Consider the following 20057-nt stretch of genomic DNA (forward strand, 5'->3'; position numbering starts at 1 on the left):
GATCTAATTAAATGATAAATAAGATGATTAAAAGATGCGCCGAAGAGTATTTGAATTGAGGCGTACAAACAGGTGCGGAATATGTTAGTTCCTGCACCCGTTTAGCAAAGATTTATCTTACTCGAAAGCGATTAGCCCATGACCATTCATGTCAATGGCTATAGTAGAACGATGATTAAACGACAGGTTATGGAATAGTCGCTTTAGCGTTGTTTAATTAATACCGCGTAAATAACACCGCGTAAATTCAATCACGTAAAACTGCTCCAGACCCGGATAGATATCCATAATCACCTTTTTCAGTTCATCTAATGACATATTCTCTTGCTCAGCATGGCGTTCAGACAGTGCATCCAGCGTGACTGGTGTGACCGAGCTGACCTTGATGTGACAAAAGAACACATCGTCTTCATTACGACATACGCGCAGGATCTCCCCTGGATGAACGTCGGATTCACTGCTATCACGGATAGTGATCGTTTTACGATCGGCCAGAATATCCGCCTCAAACCGGCGAAAGAAGGTGATTTCACGATGCATTTTAGATCCCTTTTTACTTTCGGCCGCAAGTTGGCAGATTAAGCGGCTTGATCTTCTTCAGATTTGGCTTTTTTCTCTGGCTCATTTTTTTCAGACTTTACTTTTGCCAGCCCATCAACGGAAGCCGCAGGGATGGTGCCACGAAGAATTTGCCCCAAAGCCTCTTTGTTCTCTGCCAGGAAAAAGCTCAGTGCCTCGCGTTGTTGTTCTTCAAGCGTTAAGGGAGCTTGTGATAACCATTCAGACAAATTGTCAGCCAAATCCAGCATTTTATCGTAGGCATCGGCTTCTTTTTTGGTTGTGAAAGTCATTTTTTCCTCACCCTGTCTCACCACGACGAATTTTATTTCAACGGCCATTGCTATAGGTCCTTTTCATGTCCTTCTCGCTCACAGATAGCTGTACATAAACACAGTATAATGTGATTTGTCGGGAGGATGCAACCACCATCCCTCCACTGTGATTATTTTAATAGACGGGCTTTGCAGTTTTTACCTTTAATCTTACCTTGTTGCAATTGCTGTAAGGCACGTTTAGCGCTGGCCTTATGGATAGCGACATAAGCATGAACCGGGAACATGTCGATTTTACCCACATCAGCGGCGGTCAGACCGGCATCACCGGTTAATGCACCAAGAATATCGCCGGGTCGAATTTTAGCTTTACGCCCACCGTCAATGCATAGCGTCACCATTTCCGGTTCCAGCATGATGTTAGCACTGCGGCTGACCAACTCGGCAGGGGTCCATTTCAGTTTTATTTGCTGATAATCTTCAATGGCATGGGCACGAGACATCTCTTGTGGTGTACACAAGCTGACGGCAAGACCACTCATCCCCGCACGCCCGGTACGACCAATTCGGTGCACGTGAACGTCAGGATCAAAGGCCAGTTCAAAGTTGACCACCAGTTCGAGATCTTTAATGTCCAGGCCACGGGCCGCCACATCAGTGGCAACCAATACCCGACAACTACGATTGGCAAAACGCACCAACACCTGATCACGATCACGTTGTTCTAAGTCACCGTGTAAAGCCAGCACACTGATCCCACGGGATCCCAGTGCTTCATAGACGCTCTGGCAATCTTTTTTGGTATTGCAGAACACCACACTTGAAGCCGGTTGATAGTGACTGAGAACCGATATCAGCAGAGGCAAGCGTTTTTCACGGGTCGTTTCAAAGAACACCTGCTCAATGGCTGGCGCTTCATCGCCATCGTCCACTTCAACATTCACGGGTTGGCGCTGAACCCGAGCACTGATTTGTTCGATACCGGCCGGATAGGTGGCAGAGAACAACAGGGTTTGGCGTTGTGGCGGCGTGTAGGCAATCACATCATCAATGGCATCGGTAAACCCCATATCCAGCATGCGGTCGGCTTCATCTAATACCAGAATTTTAAGGTCATCTAATATTAGTGTTTTCTTGCGCAGGTGCTCCTGAATACGGCCCGGCGTGCCCACAACGATATGTGGCGCATGAACCAGAGAATCCAATTGATGGCCCATCGGCTGGCCGCCGCATAAGGTCAGGATTTTGATATTTTGGGTGAAACGGGCCAACCGGCGCAGCTCTTTGCTGACCTGGTCCGCCAATTCACGGGTCGGACAGAGTATTAATGCCTGGGTAACAAACTCGCCCACCGCAATTTTGTCTAGCAAACCAATCCCGAATGCCGCAGTTTTACCGCTGCCGGTTTTGGCCTTCGCCCGGACATCCTGCCCATTGAGGATTGCCGGTAACGCCGCTGCCTGTACCGGAGTCATCTCGGTATAGCCAAGTTCATTAAGATTGGACAACTGCTCAACTGGCAGCGTCAGGGAAGAAAAGGAAGTTGTGCTCACGGCAGTAACTCTTATAGCTAAATGGAATGACAGCGATGGCCTGAAGGCAAGCGCAAGATTTTGGCGCGATAATACCAGATATGCGACCATTGCCGGAACTATACTGCAATAACACGCGCAAAAAACACGCCAAGGGGTTCACTCATCACCGCGCTTATCATCATGCCGGGATTAAATCGCGGGATATCCTTCATCACGGATCTGCCACCAATAAAGCCTGATCCTCTGCTTCCGCCCAGATACGCAATCGTTTTCGTTGCTATTTTACCGTATACTCACGCCCGTAAAATTAATCGCGCGTCAGATTAATGTGTCGTTTTCCCACTGATGTAGGTACCTAATTATGCTGACTATTGGAACCGCTCTGCGTCCAGGCGCCACCCGAGTCATGTTGCTTGGCGCAGGCGAGTTGGGCAAAGAAGTGGCTATCGAATGCCAAAGACTGGGGCTGGAAGTGATTGCGGTTGATCGCTACGCCGATGCGCCCGCGATGCATGTCGCCCATCACAGCCATGTGATTAACATGCTGGATGGCGCGGCACTAAAGCAGTTAATCGAACAGGAAAAACCGCACTATATCGTGCCGGAAATTGAAGCTATCGCGACCGATATGCTGGTTGAACTGGAGAAGATAGGCCAACGAGTAGTTCCTTGCGCCGAAGCCACCCGCCTGACCATGAACCGCGAAGGTATACGCCGCCTGGCGGCAGAAACCCTGCAATTACCCACATCCAGCTACCGTTTTGCCGACACTGATAGCGCATTCCGCCTGGCGGTCAGTGAAATCGGTTATCCCTGTATTGTTAAGCCGGTGATGAGTTCTTCCGGTAAAGGCCAGAGCCTGATCCGCACCGAAAAACAGCTTGAAGCGGCATGGCGTTATGCCCAACTTGGTGGCCGTGCCGGTGGTGGACGGGTGATTATCGAGGGTTTGGTCGACTTTGATTTTGAAATTACGCTGCTGACAATCAGTGCGGTTGATGGCATTCATTTCTGTGCGCCTATCGGCCACCGTCAGGAGGATGGCGACTACCGTGAATCCTGGCAACCCCAGGCAATGAGTGATGTTGCGTTGACCCGCGCGAAGGATATCGCCTCTCAGGTGGTGAAAGCGCTGGGTGGCTACGGGCTATTTGGCGTGGAATTGTTTGTTTGTGGCGATGAGGTTATTTTCAGCGAAGTGTCACCGCGCCCACATGATACCGGCATGGTCACTTTAATTTCGCAAAATATGTCTGAGTTTGCCTTACATGTTCGTGCATTTCTTGGTTTGCCGATTGGCACTATTCGCCAGTATGGCGCTGCCGCATCTGCGGTTATTTTGCCTGAATTGACCAGCCAAAATATCAGTTATCACGGGCTGGAAACAGCATTAGTCGGTGATACGCAAATTCGCTTATTTGGTAAACCTGACATTGCCGGTAAACGGCGCTTAGGTGTGGCTCTGGCGGTTGCGGATGATATTACTGCCGCCATTGAAGTGGCGAAGCGTACTGCGGGTGCCGTGATAGTCAGCGGAGAATCATCCACTCGCTGATAATATTGAAGCCCGTAATCCCATGTAAAACCCCGCCATTGACGGCGGGTTTAACGGTTTTAATCAGCAACAGATAGGAGGTTATCCCTCATACTGATCCTCGATATCATCCGCATCTTGCTCATTATCACGGCGATAATCAGACTCATCATGTTCATCAAAGTCCGTATCTTCAAAGATAGCCATGGCTTGTGGATCATCCTGGTGCCGCTCACGGATCTCTGCGGCCACTAATGCAATCGCCTCGCCACTGCTCATCCCTTCCGACATGAATTTATGAATACGTTCGACAGCTTCTTGCTGTTCCTCATGGGAAAGTGAAGGCATACCCGCTAACATTGATCATCTCCTGCATATAATTGACTCAGTATACCCTTCGCACTTAAAATTATAGACTGTGTTAACTGCCTGTAACGCCAAGTTTGGGGGTATATACTTGTTTATTTTTGTCTGCGGTGATTGATTACCGCTGAACTATCTGACCAAATTAATTGGGCAAGTTATGTTAATCTACTGGGCAGTTTGGTGGTGATGGCGCAATTATGCCACTGAACAACCGTTTCACTAAATATAATCACCCTAAAGAAAAGAATAGTGACTCATGAGCGTGACTTCCCTGGCTTTCAAAACCTTGCCTTATCAGCCTGATGCCCTACTCCAGCAATTTGCTCCCCTTGCCAACCAAAACTGGGCAATGCTGTTGCATTCCGGATCCGCTGAACACGCTCATAATCGTTTTGATATTTTAGTCGCCGACCCACAGGTCACGCTCACCACCCGAGGGGAGCAAACTGAGATTGTCAGTGTGCAAGGGAGGCTATTTTCCCTCGCAGATCCATTCTCTTTATTACAGCAACAGTTGGATAAATTCACACTACCAATACATCCACATCCTGACCTACCGTTTCTCGGCGGCGCATTAGGGTTATTGGGTTATGATCTGGGCCGTCGAGTTGAAAAGTTGCCGACTCTGGCTGAGCAAGATATTACGTTACCGGATATGGCCGTCGGCTTATATGACTGGGCGCTGATTGCCGACCATCACTTGCAGCAACTGACTCTGGTTTGCCACGGTGATATCGAGCAGCGGCTGCTTTGGTTGCAGCAGCAACAGAATACTGAGGCCGTTGCCCCATTCAAGCTCACCAGCCATTGGCAGGCTAATATGTCGCGGGAACAATATGGTGAAAAATTTCGCCAAATTCAGCAATACCTGCACAGCGGCGACTGTTACCAAATCAATCTGGCTCAGAGATTCAGTGCTGAATATCAAGGTGATGAATGGCAAGCATTTTTATCATTGAACCGCAGTAATCGGGCACCTTTCTCCGCCTTTATTCGCTTGCCACAAAACGCGATACTGAGCGTCTCGCCGGAACGTTTTTTATGGCTAGAAAACCATCAGATCCAGACCCGCCCCATCAAAGGTACCTTGCCACGTCTGGACGCCCCAGAACAGGATCGTTTGCAAGCTGAGCGGCTAGCACATTCCAGCAAAGACAGGGCTGAAAACCTGATGATAGTTGATCTGCTGCGCAACGATATTGGTCGTGTGGCGCTGCCGGGTAGCGTGCGGGTTCCTGAATTGTTTATCGTTGAAGCCTTCCCGGCAGTGCATCATTTGGTCAGCACTATTACCGCCACGCTGCCGGTTGAATGTCCAGCAACGGCATTGCTGCGCGCTTGCTTCCCCGGCGGGTCGATAACCGGAGCACCAAAAATTCGGGCCATGGAAATTATCGAGCAACTTGAGCCACATAGACGCAATGCCTATTGCGGTAACATTGGCTATATTAGCTGCTGTGGCACGATGGACACCAACATCACAATTCGTACTCTGTTGACCGAAAACGGCAAAATATATTGTTCTGCCGGAGGGGGAATTGTGGCCGATAGTCAAGAACAGGCGGAGTATCAGGAAACCTTTGATAAAATCGCCCGCATCTTGCCGCAATTGGAAAATGTATAATTAATGAGCGGCCATCCCGAGAGTGAATCATTTGTGGATAAATCGTTTGTGAGTAACCTGCTTATCGGACAGGCTTTATCTGAATTTATCAGTCGATTCCAGCTACAACTGCCTCAACCTGGTAGCCTCTCTGCCAATTGCCATCATGCCGCCGTGTTAATCCCTATCATTTGCCGGCCTGAACCCACCTTGCTGCTGACCCGGCGTTCGGATCATTTGCGTAAACATGCCGGTCAGGTCGCCTTCCCCGGCGGCAAAGCTGATCCGGGCGATCATTCGCTGATTGATACCGCCCTGCGTGAAGCCGAGGAAGAAGTCGCCATCCCCGCTTCTGCGGTACATGTCTTAGGGCAACTGGCCCCGCTCGACAGTTTCAGTGGCTATCAGGTCACGCCCATTGTTGGTTTGGTGCCAGCCAATATTACCTTTCATGGCAATGAAGAAGAAGTGGCCGGGCTGTTCGAAATCCCCTTGCATGAGGCTCTTAGCCTATCACGCTACTATTCACTGGATATCCAGCGTGGCGGCATCAATCACCGCGTCTATCTTTCCTGGTATGAAAGCCAGTTTGTTTGGGGATTGACGGCGGCGATTATCCGCCGGCTGGCGCAGCAGGTTAATATTTAAGCTAAAGTCATGTATCTAGCATGGGTAATGAGTGACTCGCCTCACAAGGTTACGGCTAAAAAAGCTGAATTACAGCATAAAGCGATCCCCATCACCTCATTACATCGATTTTTACTCTACTTTCCTTGCACAATCATTTTAAAAAAACTGTAAACTGGCCTATCAGCGTTATGAAATATCTGTAAAATAACATTCATCACTATAAACCACTAGAAATGTAAGGTTAAAACCGGGTGGTGATCACCCTAACTTGGTAGTGATATGTCATTGTTGCGGTAGCAAATTGATACCGCCGACACCAGCAAGAGCCAAATTAACAGGGGTCTGTGGTGGCAATACTTCATGTATAAATATTTATCATGCGAAGTAGTCTGCTGCTATCCACCGAACTCTTATACTTAATTAGATGTTCTCGGTCATATTCATATGCTCAGGGAATAACAAAATGCGTTGTTAAGGAGTTTTAGCGTGATTAGCGTTTTTGACATGTTTAAGATTGGTATCGGTCCCTCCAGCTCTCATACTGTGGGGCCAATGAAAGCTGGCAAAGAGTTTGTTGATTTGCTGGTAACTCAAGGGTTGATGCCGTCGGTCACGCGTGTTGCCGTTGATGTTTACGGCTCACTGTCACTCACCGGGAAAGGTCACCACACCGATATCGCCATTATTATGGGGTTGGCAGGCAATATGCCTGATACCGTTGATATCGACAGTATTCCTGCCTTTATTCGTGATGTGGAATTACGGCAAAAACTGATGCTGGCTAATAGCCTGCGTGAAGTAGACTTCCCCCGTGAAGGCGGGATGGTATTCCGCAGTGATAATCTGCCGCTGCACGAAAATGGTATGCAAATTCACGCCTTTGCCGGTGATGACAACGTGCTTAGCAAAACCTATTATTCAATCGGTGGTGGTTTCATCGTTGATGAAGAGCATTTCGGCAAAGCGGCGGTAAACGCCGTCAGCGTGCCCTATCCATTTAATTCTGCTGAAGAAATCCTGGCAAACTGCGAGCAAACCGGCATGTCCATCTCCGGTATGGTGATGCAAAATGAGCTGGCGATGCACAGTAAAGATGAAATTGAAGCCTATTTCACGGCCATCTGGCAAACCATGCAGTCTTGTATTGATCGCGGCCTGAACACCGAGGGAGTGTTACCTGGCCCTCTGCGTGTACCGCGCCGCGCCTCAGCATTACGCCGTTTGTTAGTCTCCTCGGATAAACTCTCCAGTGACCCTATGAACGTTATTGATTGGGTCAATATGTTCGCACTGGCAGTCAACGAGGAAAATGCTGCGGGTGGCCGTGTTGTTACCGCACCCACTAATGGCGCTTGTGGCATCGTCCCGGCGGTATTGGCCTATTACGATCACTTTATCGAACCGGTCACCCCTGAAATCTTTATCCGCTATTTCCTGTCATCAGGTGCTATCGGAATTTTGTATAAGATGAATGCGTCTATTTCCGGCGCGGAAGTGGGCTGCCAGGGTGAGGTGGGTGTTGCCTGCTCCATGGCGGCGGCGGGTCTGGCTGAATTACTGGGTGGCAGCCCGGTGAAGGTCTGTATCGCTGCTGAAATCGGTATGGAACACAATCTGGGTCTGACTTGCGATCCGGTTGCTGGCCAGGTACAGGTACCTTGTATTGAACGTAATGCGATTGCATCGGTAAAAGCCATTAACTCGGCGCGGATGGCGATGCGCCGCACCAGTGAACCGCGTGTCTCACTGGATAAAGTGATCGAAACCATGTTTGAGACAGGTAAAGATATGAATGCCAAATATCGCGAAACATCCCGTGGTGGCCTAGCCATTAAAGTGCAATGTGATTAATTTATTACATTGAAAAAATCTTGTGCATCAAGGGGATGCCGGCGCGCCCCTTGATACACAGTAAAAGATTAAAAATGACTGTTATGCCTAGCAACCAAAACATGCGGGAATGCAACATATCTCACAACACACAGACCAATCAATATCTCCTTGAGGTATTTGAGGCTGAGTATCGCACGCTTTTTTATTTACCTCAGCGGCGATGGGTGTCGATAATGCATCACTAAGCGCCCTTGACGCTGTCTCCTGGCCGAATGTACCAAATGAAGACAGCATTAATACAAGAACAAAAACTATCTTTCTCATAGAACCTCCATCACGAGCGGGTAGAATGGTGAAAATATAGGTTATACGGCATCAAAAACAGAAAGTTAATTTTTATTTTGGCATTTTAAAATAGATTAAAACCACTATTTTAAACTATTTTTAATGCCTACTTAAATTCTGTTTAAATACCCAGATAACCGCCTTGAGCATTAGCTTGCTTAAGTGATTTTAAGCATAGTATATATCCATTGATTTGGCGTTATTATTTTAAATAATTATATCTCATTTCAATTTACATATAAAAATAAATATAACCTATTGATTATAAATAACTTAATGAATGATTGTTTATTTTAATAGTCATCAGTATTTACTGGGGGTTTAGTATTATTGCTTTCGTTATTATATATATCAGATTTATTTAAATTGCGAATTTGGAAAATTAAATAATAATAAAAAACATAGTTAACTATAATTGTTTCGTCTATTAAAAAACAATTAATAGTGTGATGAGTATTATTTGTCAGTCTAATAATTTAAAAATTATTAGACTGACAAATTGAACGAACTAAAAAGTGCTGAAGTATCCATTAAAAAATGCGGGTCACCTTAAGATGACCCGCATTAGCCGAAACTCTTTTCGTTGTTAGAGTGTTACTCTTCCAATTCGTTACTCAATTTGGTAATACGCACTAACTCAATCCGGTAATCTGAGGCTGCCATAATCTCAAAGCGCAGGTTATGCAGTTCAACCACATCCCCCGCCGTTGGCATGTGGCCTGAGTGAGAAAGCAGCATACCGGCGAGCGATGCATAATCAGCGGTCGGACTCACCAGTTCCTGACAATCCAACGCCTGTTCCAGAGAATGCAAATCAGCGCCCCCTTTCACCAACCAACCGTCACCATCAGCGATGATATCGGGTGTTTCATCTTCATCAGGGAATTCACCCGCGATAGCTTCCAGCACGTCCAGCGGCGTAACTAACCCCTGTACTACGCCAAATTCGTCATTTACCACCACTAAGCGACCTTTAGCTCTGCGCAATACACCCAACAGATTAATCACATCCATGGTATCCGGTACCACAATAGGGGGCGTTGCCGCAGCAAACTCACAGATAGAATCACCACGTTCAATGGCAACCAACAGATCTTTGGCCCGAACCACACCAATTATCTGGTCTAATGAATCACGGCAAACCGGGAATAGGCTGTGCGGGGTATCTAACAATTGCTCGCGGATCTCTGCTTGTGAACGATTGCAATCGACCCAAGAGATCTCAGTACGTGGCGTCATTACACTGCGCATTGAGCGAGAAGCCAGCGTCAGTACGCCGCTTATCATATAGCGTTCTTCTTCAGCAAATGCCTCCACGGGTGGCCTTTGTTGTTGATCACCACTGTGTGGTTCCTGCTGCTGACGGCCCCCCATCAATCGGATGATCGCTTCAGCAGTACGCTGGCGTCTTGGCAAACGAGACTCATGCTTAATAAAGTTACGACGCGCAATCTGGTTAAACAGCTCAATCAGGATAGAGAAGCCGATTGCAGCATACAGGTAGCCTTTCGGAATGTGGAAACCAAAGCCTTCAGCAATCAGACTCAGGCCAATCATCAACAAGAAGCTCAGACACAGCACCACGACCGTCGGGTGCGCGTTGACAAAGCGGGTCAGTGTTTTCGATGCCAGTAACATAACGCCCATGGCAATCACGACCGCAGTCATCATGATAGCCAAGTCGTTAACCATCCCCACCGCAGTAATCACTGCATCCAGCGAGAAGACCGCATCCAGCACCACAATCTGTGCGACTACCGCCCAGAAACTGGCATAACCCCGATTCGCACTGTCATCGTGCTGGTTACCTTCCAGCCGTTCATGTAGCTCGGTGGTGGCTTTAAATAGCAGGAACAGCCCCCCCACCAGCAAAATCAGATCTCGCCCGGCGAAGCTAAAACCGCCGACACTGAATAATGGCGTTGTTAGTGTGACCATCCAGGAGATAACCGACAACAGCCCCAGCCGCATAATCAGCGCAAGAGATAAACCGATAATACGGGCTTTATCTCTTTGTTTCGGTGGAAGTTTATCGGCTAAAATGGCGATGAAGACCAGGTTATCGATACCCAGAATAATTTCCAATACCACCAACGTAAGTAACCCTGCCCAGATTGAGGGGTCCATTAGAAATTCCATGTCAGACTCCAAAAATAAGAATAGGATTTAGATGATGTGCGCCCGACAACAGACACAGCAAAACGCCGCAGTACGGTTGTCAGTATAGATACGCAGAAAGATCGGGTGAAATTATACGCCGCAAATGTGCGTGATTGGATAACCAGATTTGAACCCACTGGCTGGGTGTTAACGCTAAAGAAACAGTAACTTCGGTGACAGTCCATAGGGAGAGCTGAGGCCCTTAACTCCTGACAATTAATATAGCCGCTAACTTTATCAGGATTTTTTTTGTCAGCATAGTCGGATTTATTGCCTGACCCTTAATACCCGTCATCTCTCAAACTGACATTTTCCATGATGGCAATGCGCCATCGCTCTATTCGGCCATAACGACAGGCCCGTTTTCATACAAATTGCACGGTTCCTTAACACAGCAATCCTAATGTGATGATTACTTTGGCACATAAATACATCAATATTACTCATGCAACTGCTGAATAATTACCCAAGTAAGCTAAATCATTAATAACATGTCTGAATAAATGAGCAGCGTCACATAATTTATTTTTTCACTGACTAAAATAAATCACATCTAACAACATTAAGGGGCTTACCTGAATCGATTCATAATCGTCACGAATAATTCGTCAGCAGTGGGCTGATATTGTGACTATCATAATAGATTCAATGTGTACCGAAGTGTTGTAGGTGATTACTGGGTTTTCTGTTACGTGCTAGAACTCAATTCTGAGTTAACAGAGGGGGTAGCGAGTGAGTATAGCTATTATCATTGGCACACATGGGGCTGCGGCAGAACAACTGCTGAAAACAGCCGAAATGATTTTAGGCGAGCAAAGTAACGTCGCTTATATCGATTTCGTCCCAGGTGAGAATGCCGAAACGTTGATTGAGAAATACAACGGTAAATTGACCGGGCTTGATACCAGCAAAGGTGTCTTATTCCTGGTTGATACCTGGGGTGGTAGCCCGTTTAACGCTGCCAGTCGTATTGCCGTCGATAAAGAAAACTATGAGGTCATCACCGGGGTTAACATTCCAATGCTGGCTGAAACCTTTATGGCCCGTGATGATGACCCATCATTTGCCGAATTGGTTAAAATCGCGGTGGAAACCGGTCGTGAAGGGGTTAAAGCACTGAAAGCACCGGACGTTAAGAGTGATAAGCCAGAGGTGCCACAAGCCGCTGCGGCACCAGAAGCCCAGGCTCCGGCCGTCGCTTTAGGCCCGAATGATCATATGAAAATCGGGCTGGCACGAATTGATGACCGTTTAATCCATGGTCAGGTCGCCACTCGTTGGACCAAAGAAACTAACGTAAACCGCATTATTGTTGTCAGTGACGAAGTGGCTGCTGACAAAATGCGCAGTACCTTGCTAAAGCAGGTGGCGCCTCCGGGTGTAACAGCGCACGTGGTGGATGTTGAAAAAGCTATCCGTGTTTATAACAACCCGAAATATGCCAAAGATCGGGTCATGCTGTTATTTACCAATCCAACTGACGTCGTGCGTATGGTTGAGGGTGGTGTCGACATTAAGACCGTAAATATCGGTGGTATGGCATTCCGTCAGGGGAAAACCCAAGTGAACAATGCGGTCTCCGTTGATGAAAAAGATATCGCAGCTTTTAATAAATTAAATGCTCGCGGGATTGAACTGGAAGTCCGAAAAGTCTCTTCGGATAGTCGGCTCAAAATGATGGATTTAATCAGCAAACTTAATAAATAGCTTTATAAAAACTACGTAGAAAGGTAATGCCCTGTTCTGTTGGGAACACGGTTATTTTTACTCAGCTTTTTTGGTCATAGGAGAAGTACAATGGAGATCACAACTCTTCAGATTGTGCTGATATTTATCGTTGCCTGTATCGCCGGGATGGGTTCCATCCTGGATGAGTTCCAATTTCACCGTCCCCTTGTCGCCTGTACTCTGGTAGGTCTGGTTTTGGGTGACATGAAAACCGGTATTATTATCGGTGGTACCTTGGAGATGATCGCTCTTGGCTGGATGAACATCGGGGCCGCAGTGGCTCCTGATGCCGCTTTGGCGTCGATTATTTCTACCATTCTGGTTATTGCAGGCGGCCAAGATATCGGTGCAGGTATCGCACTGGCTATTCCGCTGGCAGCCGCCGGCCAGGTATTAACCATTATCGTCCGTACGATTACTGTGGCCTTCCAGCACGCCGCCGATGGTGCAGCCGAACGTGGCAGCCTACGTGCGATAACCTGGATCCACATTTCTGCCCTGTTCTTGCAAGCAATGCGTATCGCTATCCCAGCCCTGATCGTTGCCCTGTCTGTTGGGACATCGGAAGTTCAGATGCTGCTAAGCTCGATTCCTGATGTGGTTACCAGTGGTCTGAATATCGCCGGTGGTATGATCGTCGTAGTAGGTTACGCCATGGTTATCAACATGATGCGTGCTGGCTACCTGATGCCATTCTTCTACTTAGGTTTCGTGACCGCCGCATTTACCAACTTCAACCTGGTGGCACTGGGTGTTATTGGTGTGGTTATGGCTCTTCTTTATATCCAGCTCAGTCCTAAATACAACAAGTCTCAGGTTGTACAGTCTGGCCCGTCCAATAACAGCCTTGATAACGAATTAGACTAGGAAAAGGTGAGAGAAATGGTTGATACAACAACTATGCTTGATAAAGCCGGTGTTGATAAAACAACGACGGGTGAAAAGAAACTCACGCCCGCCGACATCCGCGGAGTGTTTATCCGCTCTAACCTCTTCCAAGGGTCGTGGAACTTCGAACGTATGCAGGCGCTCGGTTTCTGTTTCTCAATGGTACCGGCAATTCGCCGCTTGTATCCAGAGAACTCCGAAGAGCGTAAGCAGGCAATCAAACGCCACCTGGAATTCTTCAACACCCAACCCTTCGTTGCCGCCCCTATTCTGGGTGTTACGTTGGCGATGGAAGAGCAGAGAGCCAATGGCGCAGAGATTGACGACGCGGCAATCAACGGCATCAAAGTAGGTCTGATGGGGCCGCTGGCCGGGGTGGGTGACCCGATATTCTGGGGTACCGTGCGACCGGTGTTGGCAGCTCTTGGTGCGGGTATCGCGATGAGCGGTAGTTTACTTGGCCCGCTGCTGTTCTTTGTACTGTTTAACCTGGTACGTTTACTGGTTCGTTATTACGGGGTGGCATACGGCTATAAAAAAGGCGTCAATATCGTCAGCGATATGGACGGTGGCCTGCTGCAAAAACTGACGGAAGGGGCGTCTATCCTCGGCCTGTTTGTTATGGGGGCCTTGGTTAACAAGTGGACCCACGTTAACATACCGGTCGTGGTGTCCAAGATAACCAATCAGAACGGTCAGACCACAGTGACTACGGTGCAAACCATTCTTGATCAGTTAATGCCTGGTTTGGTGCCATTACTGTTAACGTTTGGCTGTATGTGGCTATTACGCCGTAAAGTTAACGCACTGTGGATTATTATGGGCTTCTTCGCCATCGGTATCTTCGGCTACTGGATTGGTTTCCTGGCACCATAATTCGACTATTGAGTTGAGTAAAACCGGGGGCATGGCTCCCGGTTTTTTATTTAAGGAGTGGTTGCATGTCGGTTACTGATATCGTTTTAGTTGTTTTTATCGCCCTGTTGTTAGCTTATGCCATTTATGATGAATTCATCATGAACATGATGAAGGGAAAAACCCGACTGCAAGTTCACCTGAAACGTAAAAGTAAAATCGACAGTGCTATCTTTGTCGGGCTGATTGGCATACTCATTTACAATAATGTTATGGCTAATGGTACTTCATTAACCACTTACTTATTAGTGGGCCTGGCCTTGGTTGCGGTGTATATCTCTTATATCCGTTGGCCCAAACTGTTGTTTAAAAATACAGGCTTCTTCTACGCCAATACTTTTATTGAATATAGCCGGATAAAGAGTATGAATTTATCTGAGGATGGAATATTAGTGATTGAATTGGAACAGCGCAGATTGCTTATCCAGGTTAATCAATTAGATGATTTAGAGAAAATTTATAACTTTTTCCTTGAAAATCAATCGTAAAGCCTAATTACGAGGGACTAAGCCAATTAATAAATTCCTTAACTGATTAATTTACCAACAGAATATAAAACTCCTCGCGGCTTATTCCCACACCATCACTGATGCTTATATATGCTAATTTCAGATAAGAACACGCTAATGCAAACAATTATCACTATCAATTGATATACCTTATTCTATTTGGGGTTGTGAATATAATAATTTATATGTTATGGTTGCGCCGTTCATGGGGAGTAGCCGGTTTCTGTGCAATATATCAGCCGATATATTGGTAAGCAGAAACGCCCGTATCAACATACTCGTTTCATCTATTGAAACGTGGTACGGGTAGCCAGGTAAGGTTGGCGAGACCATAGACACGTAGCTCCGTCGTTAGGTTGGGGGTGGGTTACGTGTATATGGAGCCGCCCGGCCGAGTTTATTTCTATGAATCTATCTGCAACACTTATTCTTGCTTTTGCTATGTCTATGGACGCGTTTGCCGCCTCAATCGGTAAAGGTGCCAGTCTGCATAAACCCCGATTTAGAGAAGCACTGCGTACCGGCCTGATATTTGGCGTAGTAGAAGCTATTACCCCACTGATTGGTTGGTGTATTGGCTTATTTGCCAGCCAATATATTCTGGAGTGGGATCACTGGATTGCCTTCAGTCTGCTGTTTATTCTTGGTTGCCGTATGATTTTTGAAGGTGCCAGGCAGCAGGTCGAAGACACCGAAAAAATGCGCAGCCACAGTTTCGGGGTATTGGTCATGACCGCCATTGCCACCAGCCTTGATGCGATGGCAATTGGTGTCGGTCTGGCATTCCTGCAAGTCAATATTGTTCATACTGCCATGGCCATTGGCCTGGCGACCATGATTATGGCCACGTTGGGGATGTTAATTGGCCGTTATATTGGCCCACTATTGGGTAAGCGCGCTGAAATTATTGGTGGGATCGTCTTGATTGGTATCGGTTTTAATATTCTTTACGAGCATATCTATCGTCTCGCTTAAGCTAATGACCCAACAAACAGTGCTTTTATTCTCGCCGTAAAATAAAGCCGCGGCAAAAACATAAAAAACCCCGCATTCGTGAAGGATCGCGGGGTTTTTTTATGCTTCAAATGCCCTTAAGCCAACGGACATCAACCTGTAATTAGAAGTCCATGGAGACAGACAACTTCAGCTCGCGCGGATTACTTTGGTACATATAACTACCGATCTCTTCAACCGATTCCCAATAACGTTCATTGGTCACGTTCTCAACATTAGCGCGCCAAATCAAATTAGTCTCTTTCAGCGGCATGGTGTAACGCATGCCCAAATCCAGACGCGTCCATGGTTTTAGTTTTAAGGTGTTCGCTTCGTTGGCATATTGAGAACCAGAACGCACCACAGTACCTGTGGCAGTCAAACCTTCAACGGCCGGAATATCATACTCACCGCCAAAGACCAACTGATAGCGAGCCACGCCGATTGCATCATTACCGTTGTTGGTCCCATTCTGAGTTTGAGTCAATTTGGGGTCCAGCCAGATAGCACTACCCAGCAAACGGGTACCAAATACCGGTTCACCAAAGACATTCAGCTCTAGGCCACGGTTGCGTTGCTCACCGTAGAAACCATAAATATTGGTAGCAGGATCGACAGTACCAGTCGGTCGGGTAATTTCAAACAAGGCCAGCGTACCACCGTAGCGCTGATTATCGAACTTCACGCCGATTTCATTCTGTTTCGAATGAATAATGCCTGGAATTTGACCTTTGTTAGCCACAGGCGTCGTAACACCACTGGCATTGCTATAGTTGTAAGGTGCGGAATTACCCGGCCCTAATGCTTCAATATGGTTAGCATACAGCGATACTTTCTCCCATGGCTTCACCATCACACCGTAAATCGGCGTGACTTTCATCGCATCCAGTGAACCGGCACTGTTTGGCACCCCATTGTTGAAATTGCGAATAGTCACGTCCTGACGGCGCACACCCAGCATCACTAGTACCTTGTCATCCAACATCGATAAGGTATCAGATAATGAAAGACCCGAAGCCCGTACCTGACTGTTCAGTTGTGGATCCTGACTGGTACTCTCCCCCGTCGTTGGTGGAAAATCAATTACGCCTGGATTATAGATATTCGTATTGACAGGATCAGACGTATTCCAGGCTGATTTAGCGGTACGATAGTTAGCGGCATAACCCATATTAACTTTGTGAGTGATAAAACCAGTGTCAAAGTGACCTCGAATGCCACCTAAACCGGAAATAGAATCAGAAAGATAAGGCACATACATACGAGAAATAGTGGCATCACCATTATTGGCATTGGTCAACGTTGGCGAACCGTATTGACCGGTCTCTTTATTATGGCTGGCACCGATAGTACCGTATACCGTCCAGTTCTGGCTTAAATCATACTCGCTGCGCAGCATTCCGAAGGTAGTTTCCATATCGGTATAGACCCACGATTGGCCATAGTTCAAGGTGTTTGATGGCGGTTCAGGTATCACAGTAGCGCCACCAATAGCGACATTAGTTCGCATACCGTGAATAGTTTGCTTCTGGTAGCCCACATCCAATGAGGTTCTGGCGTGATCACTGCGGTAATCAAGGCCGGTAGACATCGCGGTTAGACGGTTTTTCTCATCTTTAATGGCAGTTTCACCTTCGCGATGTAATACGTTGACCCGCACGCCGAATTGGTCGTCATCACCATAGCGGCGGCCAACATCTAAACCGCCGCCAATCTGCGCCGATGAACCATAATCCACAGTCACCCGAGTCAATGGGGTATCACCGGCACGTTTAGGTTCCAAGTTGATCATCCCACCTACACCACTGCCGTTTGGCGAAATACCGTTAATAAAGACATTAGCGCCTTTAAACACTTCAACCCGCTCAACCATACTGGTAGAAACGATTTGACGTGGTAATACGCCGAACAGTCCACCGAATGAGATATCGTCGCCAGCAAGGTTAAAACCACGGATGCGGAAGTTCTGTGATGCATTACCCAAACCGCGTACGTTCTGGACGGAAGCATCATTTCTGACCACATCGGCCAGTGTCCGCGCCTGCTTATCTTCAACCAGCTTAGAGGTATAACCGATCACGTTAAACGGCACGTTACGGGCATCTTGCTGGCCGAGGAACCCGATACGGCCACCATTAGCTACCTGACCATCCAGATAGGTTGGAATTAAATCATTGCCACCCGCGCGGAAAGTATCCTGCGTCCCGACCACAGTAATGGTGTCGGTTTTGTTGCTCTCATCAGTGTTGCTGGTATCCGCTACCGTACTGGTTTTTTTCACACTTTCAGCCGTACTGCCAGTTACGCTTGCCGCCCATGACGATGCCGATAACGTCCCTAATGCCGCTGCAATCATGACGCACAAAAGACGCGGTGCAAGCCGCTTTTGATTTATGCGGGTGAAGGTAGTTTGATTCATCGAGTTAATGTCCCTGAAGTTTGCAAAATTGCTAGTAATGAGAATGCTTATTATAAGGATTAAGAATTATCCGTATAACATTGCTCAATGCAAGCATTTCTGCAATTCAGTGCATAAATTCTTAGTTTTTTTTCATAGCGTAAATGGATTAAATAAAATATGTAATAGAGTTGATAACGAGAGGTAACGACATACGCGAGGATTGCCTGCTATCAGCAATCTACATCCTGGTTTTTACAAGGTTACGTTGCTCTATTTCCAGCAATTAGACCTTGGTCAAAATATCACTTTCAATGCTGTGATATATAAATATCATCATCTAATCGATTGGAAAATAACTATGCCATACTTTACGGTCAGTGTCGTTTTGCATAATGCAGTGGAAGGCGATTACGAGACTCTTAATAAGAAAATGGTTGATGCCGGATTCACTCGTTTTATCGGCAGGGAGAAAGTATATAAACTACCTGAAGGAGAGTTCAATTACGGCAGTGGTACATTAAACAAACAAGAAGTTGCTGATTTAGCACTGGAAATTGCCGAGGAGATAAGGTTTATACCCTCTATTTTGGTGACTGAGTCTGGGGGGAGAACTTGGCGAAATCTGGATCTAAAATAAACCTATTCTATTCTAAATATAAAAATCTACAAATTTGACTTAAGTTAACTGTTAATAACATACCAGGGAATACTGTGCTTTCTATATTAATATAATGATAAAAACCGCTTCCAAGAGAGTTTGATAACATTAACCCAAATTGGAATTGTTAAATATCAAATATGAATTTATATAAAATTAACGGCCCGGCTCCTGTCAGGCCAATAATATATTCACTATTGGCCACTCGCTGACCCTGTTACTTGAAGCACCCACGTTGCTGACAGCCCTTACCCACGGTGCATCACGGCTCGGAAGGCTCTTCGTTGCGGCGATGCAATGCGATGACAAAATCGGTTTCGCAGGTAAAAGTTTGACAAGCAGCCAGCTCCTGCCCTGTTTCGATCGATGCTCTCCAGGCAAAAGGTGTCATCTGCAATAAATTGAAACCCTGCTTACCCGTGAGCTTCATTTCATAGGTCAGTCTTTCGCTGCTAACCCATTCAAACCCTTCCAGATGCTCTTCAGCATCATCATGGAGCTGGACTTGTGAGTAAATCAGCGCTTTTAACTGGTAGAGATGACGTGGTCCGGGAGCAACCGTGACTACAATTCCGCCGGGCTTCACGGTTCGGGCCAATTCCGCCGCTTTGCAAGGCGCATAAATACGTAATACCGCATCAAGAGAACCCTTGGCAAAGGGTAACCGATGGCTGGAAGCGACACAGAAACTCACCTGATGATAACGTTTGGCACCATACCTTACTGCGACTTTTGCAACATCCAAACCGAAAACAGCCATCTGACGCTGCCGATTTAACCTGTCTGCCACCGCAGCAGTGTAATAACCTTCACCACAACCGATATCCAGCAGCATAGTGGCATCCTGAGGTAGCGCGGTGTCCAGAATCTCAGACACCCGTTGCTGCAAAGCTTGATAATAACCTGCATCAAGAAATGCCCGCCGAGCCTGCATCATCTCTGGGCTATCTCCAGGTTGTTTTGATCCCTTATGCTGCACCGGCATTAAATTGACGTAACCCTCTTTGGCACAATCAAATTGATGATTATTGCTGCAACACCATTGCTGCTGAGTTAGCTGCAAGGCCTGATGACAAAGGGGGCACTGATAAGGCATGGTTGAGGTTCCAGATAACAGATAAATAAC

18 protein-coding genes and 1 riboswitch are annotated in these 20057 nt (G+C 46.9%); of the genes, 10 read left to right on the top strand and 8 right to left on the bottom strand.

The genetic code is table 11. From position 1 onward, the window contains the following. Nucleotides 1–213 precede the first annotated feature (213 nt). From yqfB to dbpA, 3 genes are all read right to left on the bottom strand, one after another. Nucleotides 214–540, bottom strand: a complete 327-nt coding sequence (yqfB, locus tag AEP37_RS12620; RefSeq protein WP_049613646.1) for a N(4)-acetylcytidine aminohydrolase — start codon at nucleotides 538–540, stop codon at nucleotides 214–216. Between the two features lie 38 nt (nucleotides 541–578). After that, complete coding sequence (locus tag AEP37_RS12625) at nucleotides 579–899, bottom strand: YebG family protein (protein ID WP_049613647.1); 321 nt, start codon at nucleotides 897–899, stop codon at nucleotides 579–581. A gap of 104 nt (nucleotides 900–1003) precedes the next feature. Beyond that, entirely contained in the window at nucleotides 1004–2386 is a 1383-nt protein-coding gene (gene dbpA, locus AEP37_RS12630) for an ATP-dependent RNA helicase DbpA (RefSeq protein ID WP_049613648.1), read from the bottom strand. Between the two features lie 343 nt (nucleotides 2387–2729). Here dbpA and purT point away from each other — a divergent pair, with 343 nt between their 5' ends. Beyond that, the gene (gene purT / locus AEP37_RS12635; RefSeq protein WP_049613649.1) at nucleotides 2730–3923 is read left to right on the top strand and encodes a formate-dependent phosphoribosylglycinamide formyltransferase; all 1194 of its coding nucleotides are present in this window, start codon (nucleotides 2730–2732) and stop codon (nucleotides 3921–3923) included. 81 nt (nucleotides 3924–4004) lie between these two features. Here purT and AEP37_RS12640 read toward each other — a convergent pair whose 3' ends face one another. Then, nucleotides 4005–4262 carry a YoaH family protein gene (locus AEP37_RS12640; protein ID WP_049613650.1) on the bottom strand — a complete coding sequence of 86 codons (258 nt, stop codon included), beginning with the start codon at nucleotides 4260–4262 and terminating at the stop codon, nucleotides 4005–4007. Nucleotides 4263–4524: 262 nt separating this feature from the next. Here AEP37_RS12640 and pabB point away from each other — a divergent pair, with 262 nt between their 5' ends. The 3 genes from pabB (at nucleotide 4525) to AEP37_RS12655 (ending at nucleotide 8352) form a co-directional block, all read left to right on the top strand. Continuing rightward, nucleotides 4525–5892 (top strand): aminodeoxychorismate synthase component 1, encoded by a 1368-nt coding sequence (gene pabB, locus AEP37_RS12645; RefSeq protein ID WP_049613651.1) that lies wholly within the window; start codon nucleotides 4525–4527, stop codon nucleotides 5890–5892. A gap of 48 nt (nucleotides 5893–5940) precedes the next feature. After that, nucleotides 5941–6519 carry a CoA pyrophosphatase gene (locus tag AEP37_RS12650; protein ID WP_082170791.1) on the top strand — a complete coding sequence of 193 codons (579 nt, stop codon included), beginning with the start codon at nucleotides 5941–5943 and terminating at the stop codon, nucleotides 6517–6519. A gap of 468 nt (nucleotides 6520–6987) precedes the next feature. Further along, nucleotides 6988–8352 (top strand): L-serine ammonia-lyase, encoded by a 1365-nt coding sequence (locus AEP37_RS12655; RefSeq protein WP_049613653.1) that lies wholly within the window; start codon nucleotides 6988–6990, stop codon nucleotides 8350–8352. Nucleotides 8353–8439: 87 nt separating this feature from the next. Here AEP37_RS12655 and AEP37_RS24905 read toward each other — a convergent pair whose 3' ends face one another. Both AEP37_RS24905 and AEP37_RS12660 read right to left on the bottom strand, forming a co-directional pair. Next, the gene (locus tag AEP37_RS24905) at nucleotides 8440–8658 is read right to left on the bottom strand and encodes an ST-I family heat-stable enterotoxin (protein WP_072086298.1); all 219 of its coding nucleotides are present in this window, start codon (nucleotides 8656–8658) and stop codon (nucleotides 8440–8442) included. Between the two features lie 615 nt (nucleotides 8659–9273). Continuing rightward, nucleotides 9274–10818 carry a TerC family protein gene (locus tag AEP37_RS12660; protein WP_049613654.1) on the bottom strand — a complete coding sequence of 515 codons (1545 nt, stop codon included), beginning with the start codon at nucleotides 10816–10818 and terminating at the stop codon, nucleotides 9274–9276. A 753-nt stretch (nucleotides 10819–11571) separates the two neighbouring features. Between AEP37_RS12660 and manX the strand changes: the two genes are divergently transcribed. From manX to mntP, 5 genes are all read left to right on the top strand, one after another. Then, nucleotides 11572–12546: a PTS mannose transporter subunit IIAB gene (gene manX / locus AEP37_RS12665; protein ID WP_049613655.1), complete on the top strand. Its 975-nt coding sequence runs from the start codon at nucleotides 11572–11574 to the stop codon at nucleotides 12544–12546. A 90-nt stretch (nucleotides 12547–12636) separates the two neighbouring features. Beyond that, nucleotides 12637–13434, top strand: a complete 798-nt coding sequence (locus AEP37_RS12670) for a PTS mannose/fructose/sorbose transporter subunit IIC (RefSeq protein ID WP_049613656.1) — start codon at nucleotides 12637–12639, stop codon at nucleotides 13432–13434. A 15-nt stretch (nucleotides 13435–13449) separates the two neighbouring features. After that, complete coding sequence (locus tag AEP37_RS12675; RefSeq protein ID WP_049613657.1) at nucleotides 13450–14331, top strand: PTS mannose transporter subunit IID; 882 nt, start codon at nucleotides 13450–13452, stop codon at nucleotides 14329–14331. 65 nt (nucleotides 14332–14396) lie between these two features. Next, nucleotides 14397–14858 (top strand): DUF986 family protein, encoded by a 462-nt coding sequence (locus AEP37_RS12680; protein ID WP_049613658.1) that lies wholly within the window; start codon nucleotides 14397–14399, stop codon nucleotides 14856–14858. A 216-nt stretch (nucleotides 14859–15074) separates the two neighbouring features. Next, a riboswitch (yybP-ykoY riboswitch) is annotated at nucleotides 15075–15274 on the top strand. Between the two features lie 10 nt (nucleotides 15275–15284). Then, nucleotides 15285–15854: a manganese efflux pump MntP gene (gene mntP, locus AEP37_RS12685; RefSeq protein ID WP_049613659.1), complete on the top strand. Its 570-nt coding sequence runs from the start codon at nucleotides 15285–15287 to the stop codon at nucleotides 15852–15854. Nucleotides 15855–15996: 142 nt separating this feature from the next. Here mntP and AEP37_RS12690 read toward each other — a convergent pair whose 3' ends face one another. After that, nucleotides 15997–18291, bottom strand: a complete 2295-nt coding sequence (locus tag AEP37_RS12690) for a TonB-dependent receptor (RefSeq protein ID WP_049613660.1) — start codon at nucleotides 18289–18291, stop codon at nucleotides 15997–15999. A 340-nt stretch (nucleotides 18292–18631) separates the two neighbouring features. Between AEP37_RS12690 and AEP37_RS12695 the strand changes: the two genes are divergently transcribed. Beyond that, complete coding sequence (locus AEP37_RS12695; protein WP_049613688.1) at nucleotides 18632–18910, top strand: hypothetical protein; 279 nt, start codon at nucleotides 18632–18634, stop codon at nucleotides 18908–18910. A 283-nt stretch (nucleotides 18911–19193) separates the two neighbouring features. Here AEP37_RS12695 and rlmA read toward each other — a convergent pair whose 3' ends face one another. Then, entirely contained in the window at nucleotides 19194–20027 is an 834-nt protein-coding gene (rlmA, locus tag AEP37_RS12700; RefSeq protein WP_049613661.1) for a 23S rRNA (guanine(745)-N(1))-methyltransferase, read from the bottom strand. Nucleotides 20028–20057 lie beyond the last annotated feature (30 nt).

Source organism: Yersinia pekkanenii (assembly GCF_001152565.1).
Classification (GTDB): Bacteria; Pseudomonadota; Gammaproteobacteria; order Enterobacterales; family Enterobacteriaceae; genus Yersinia; species Yersinia pekkanenii.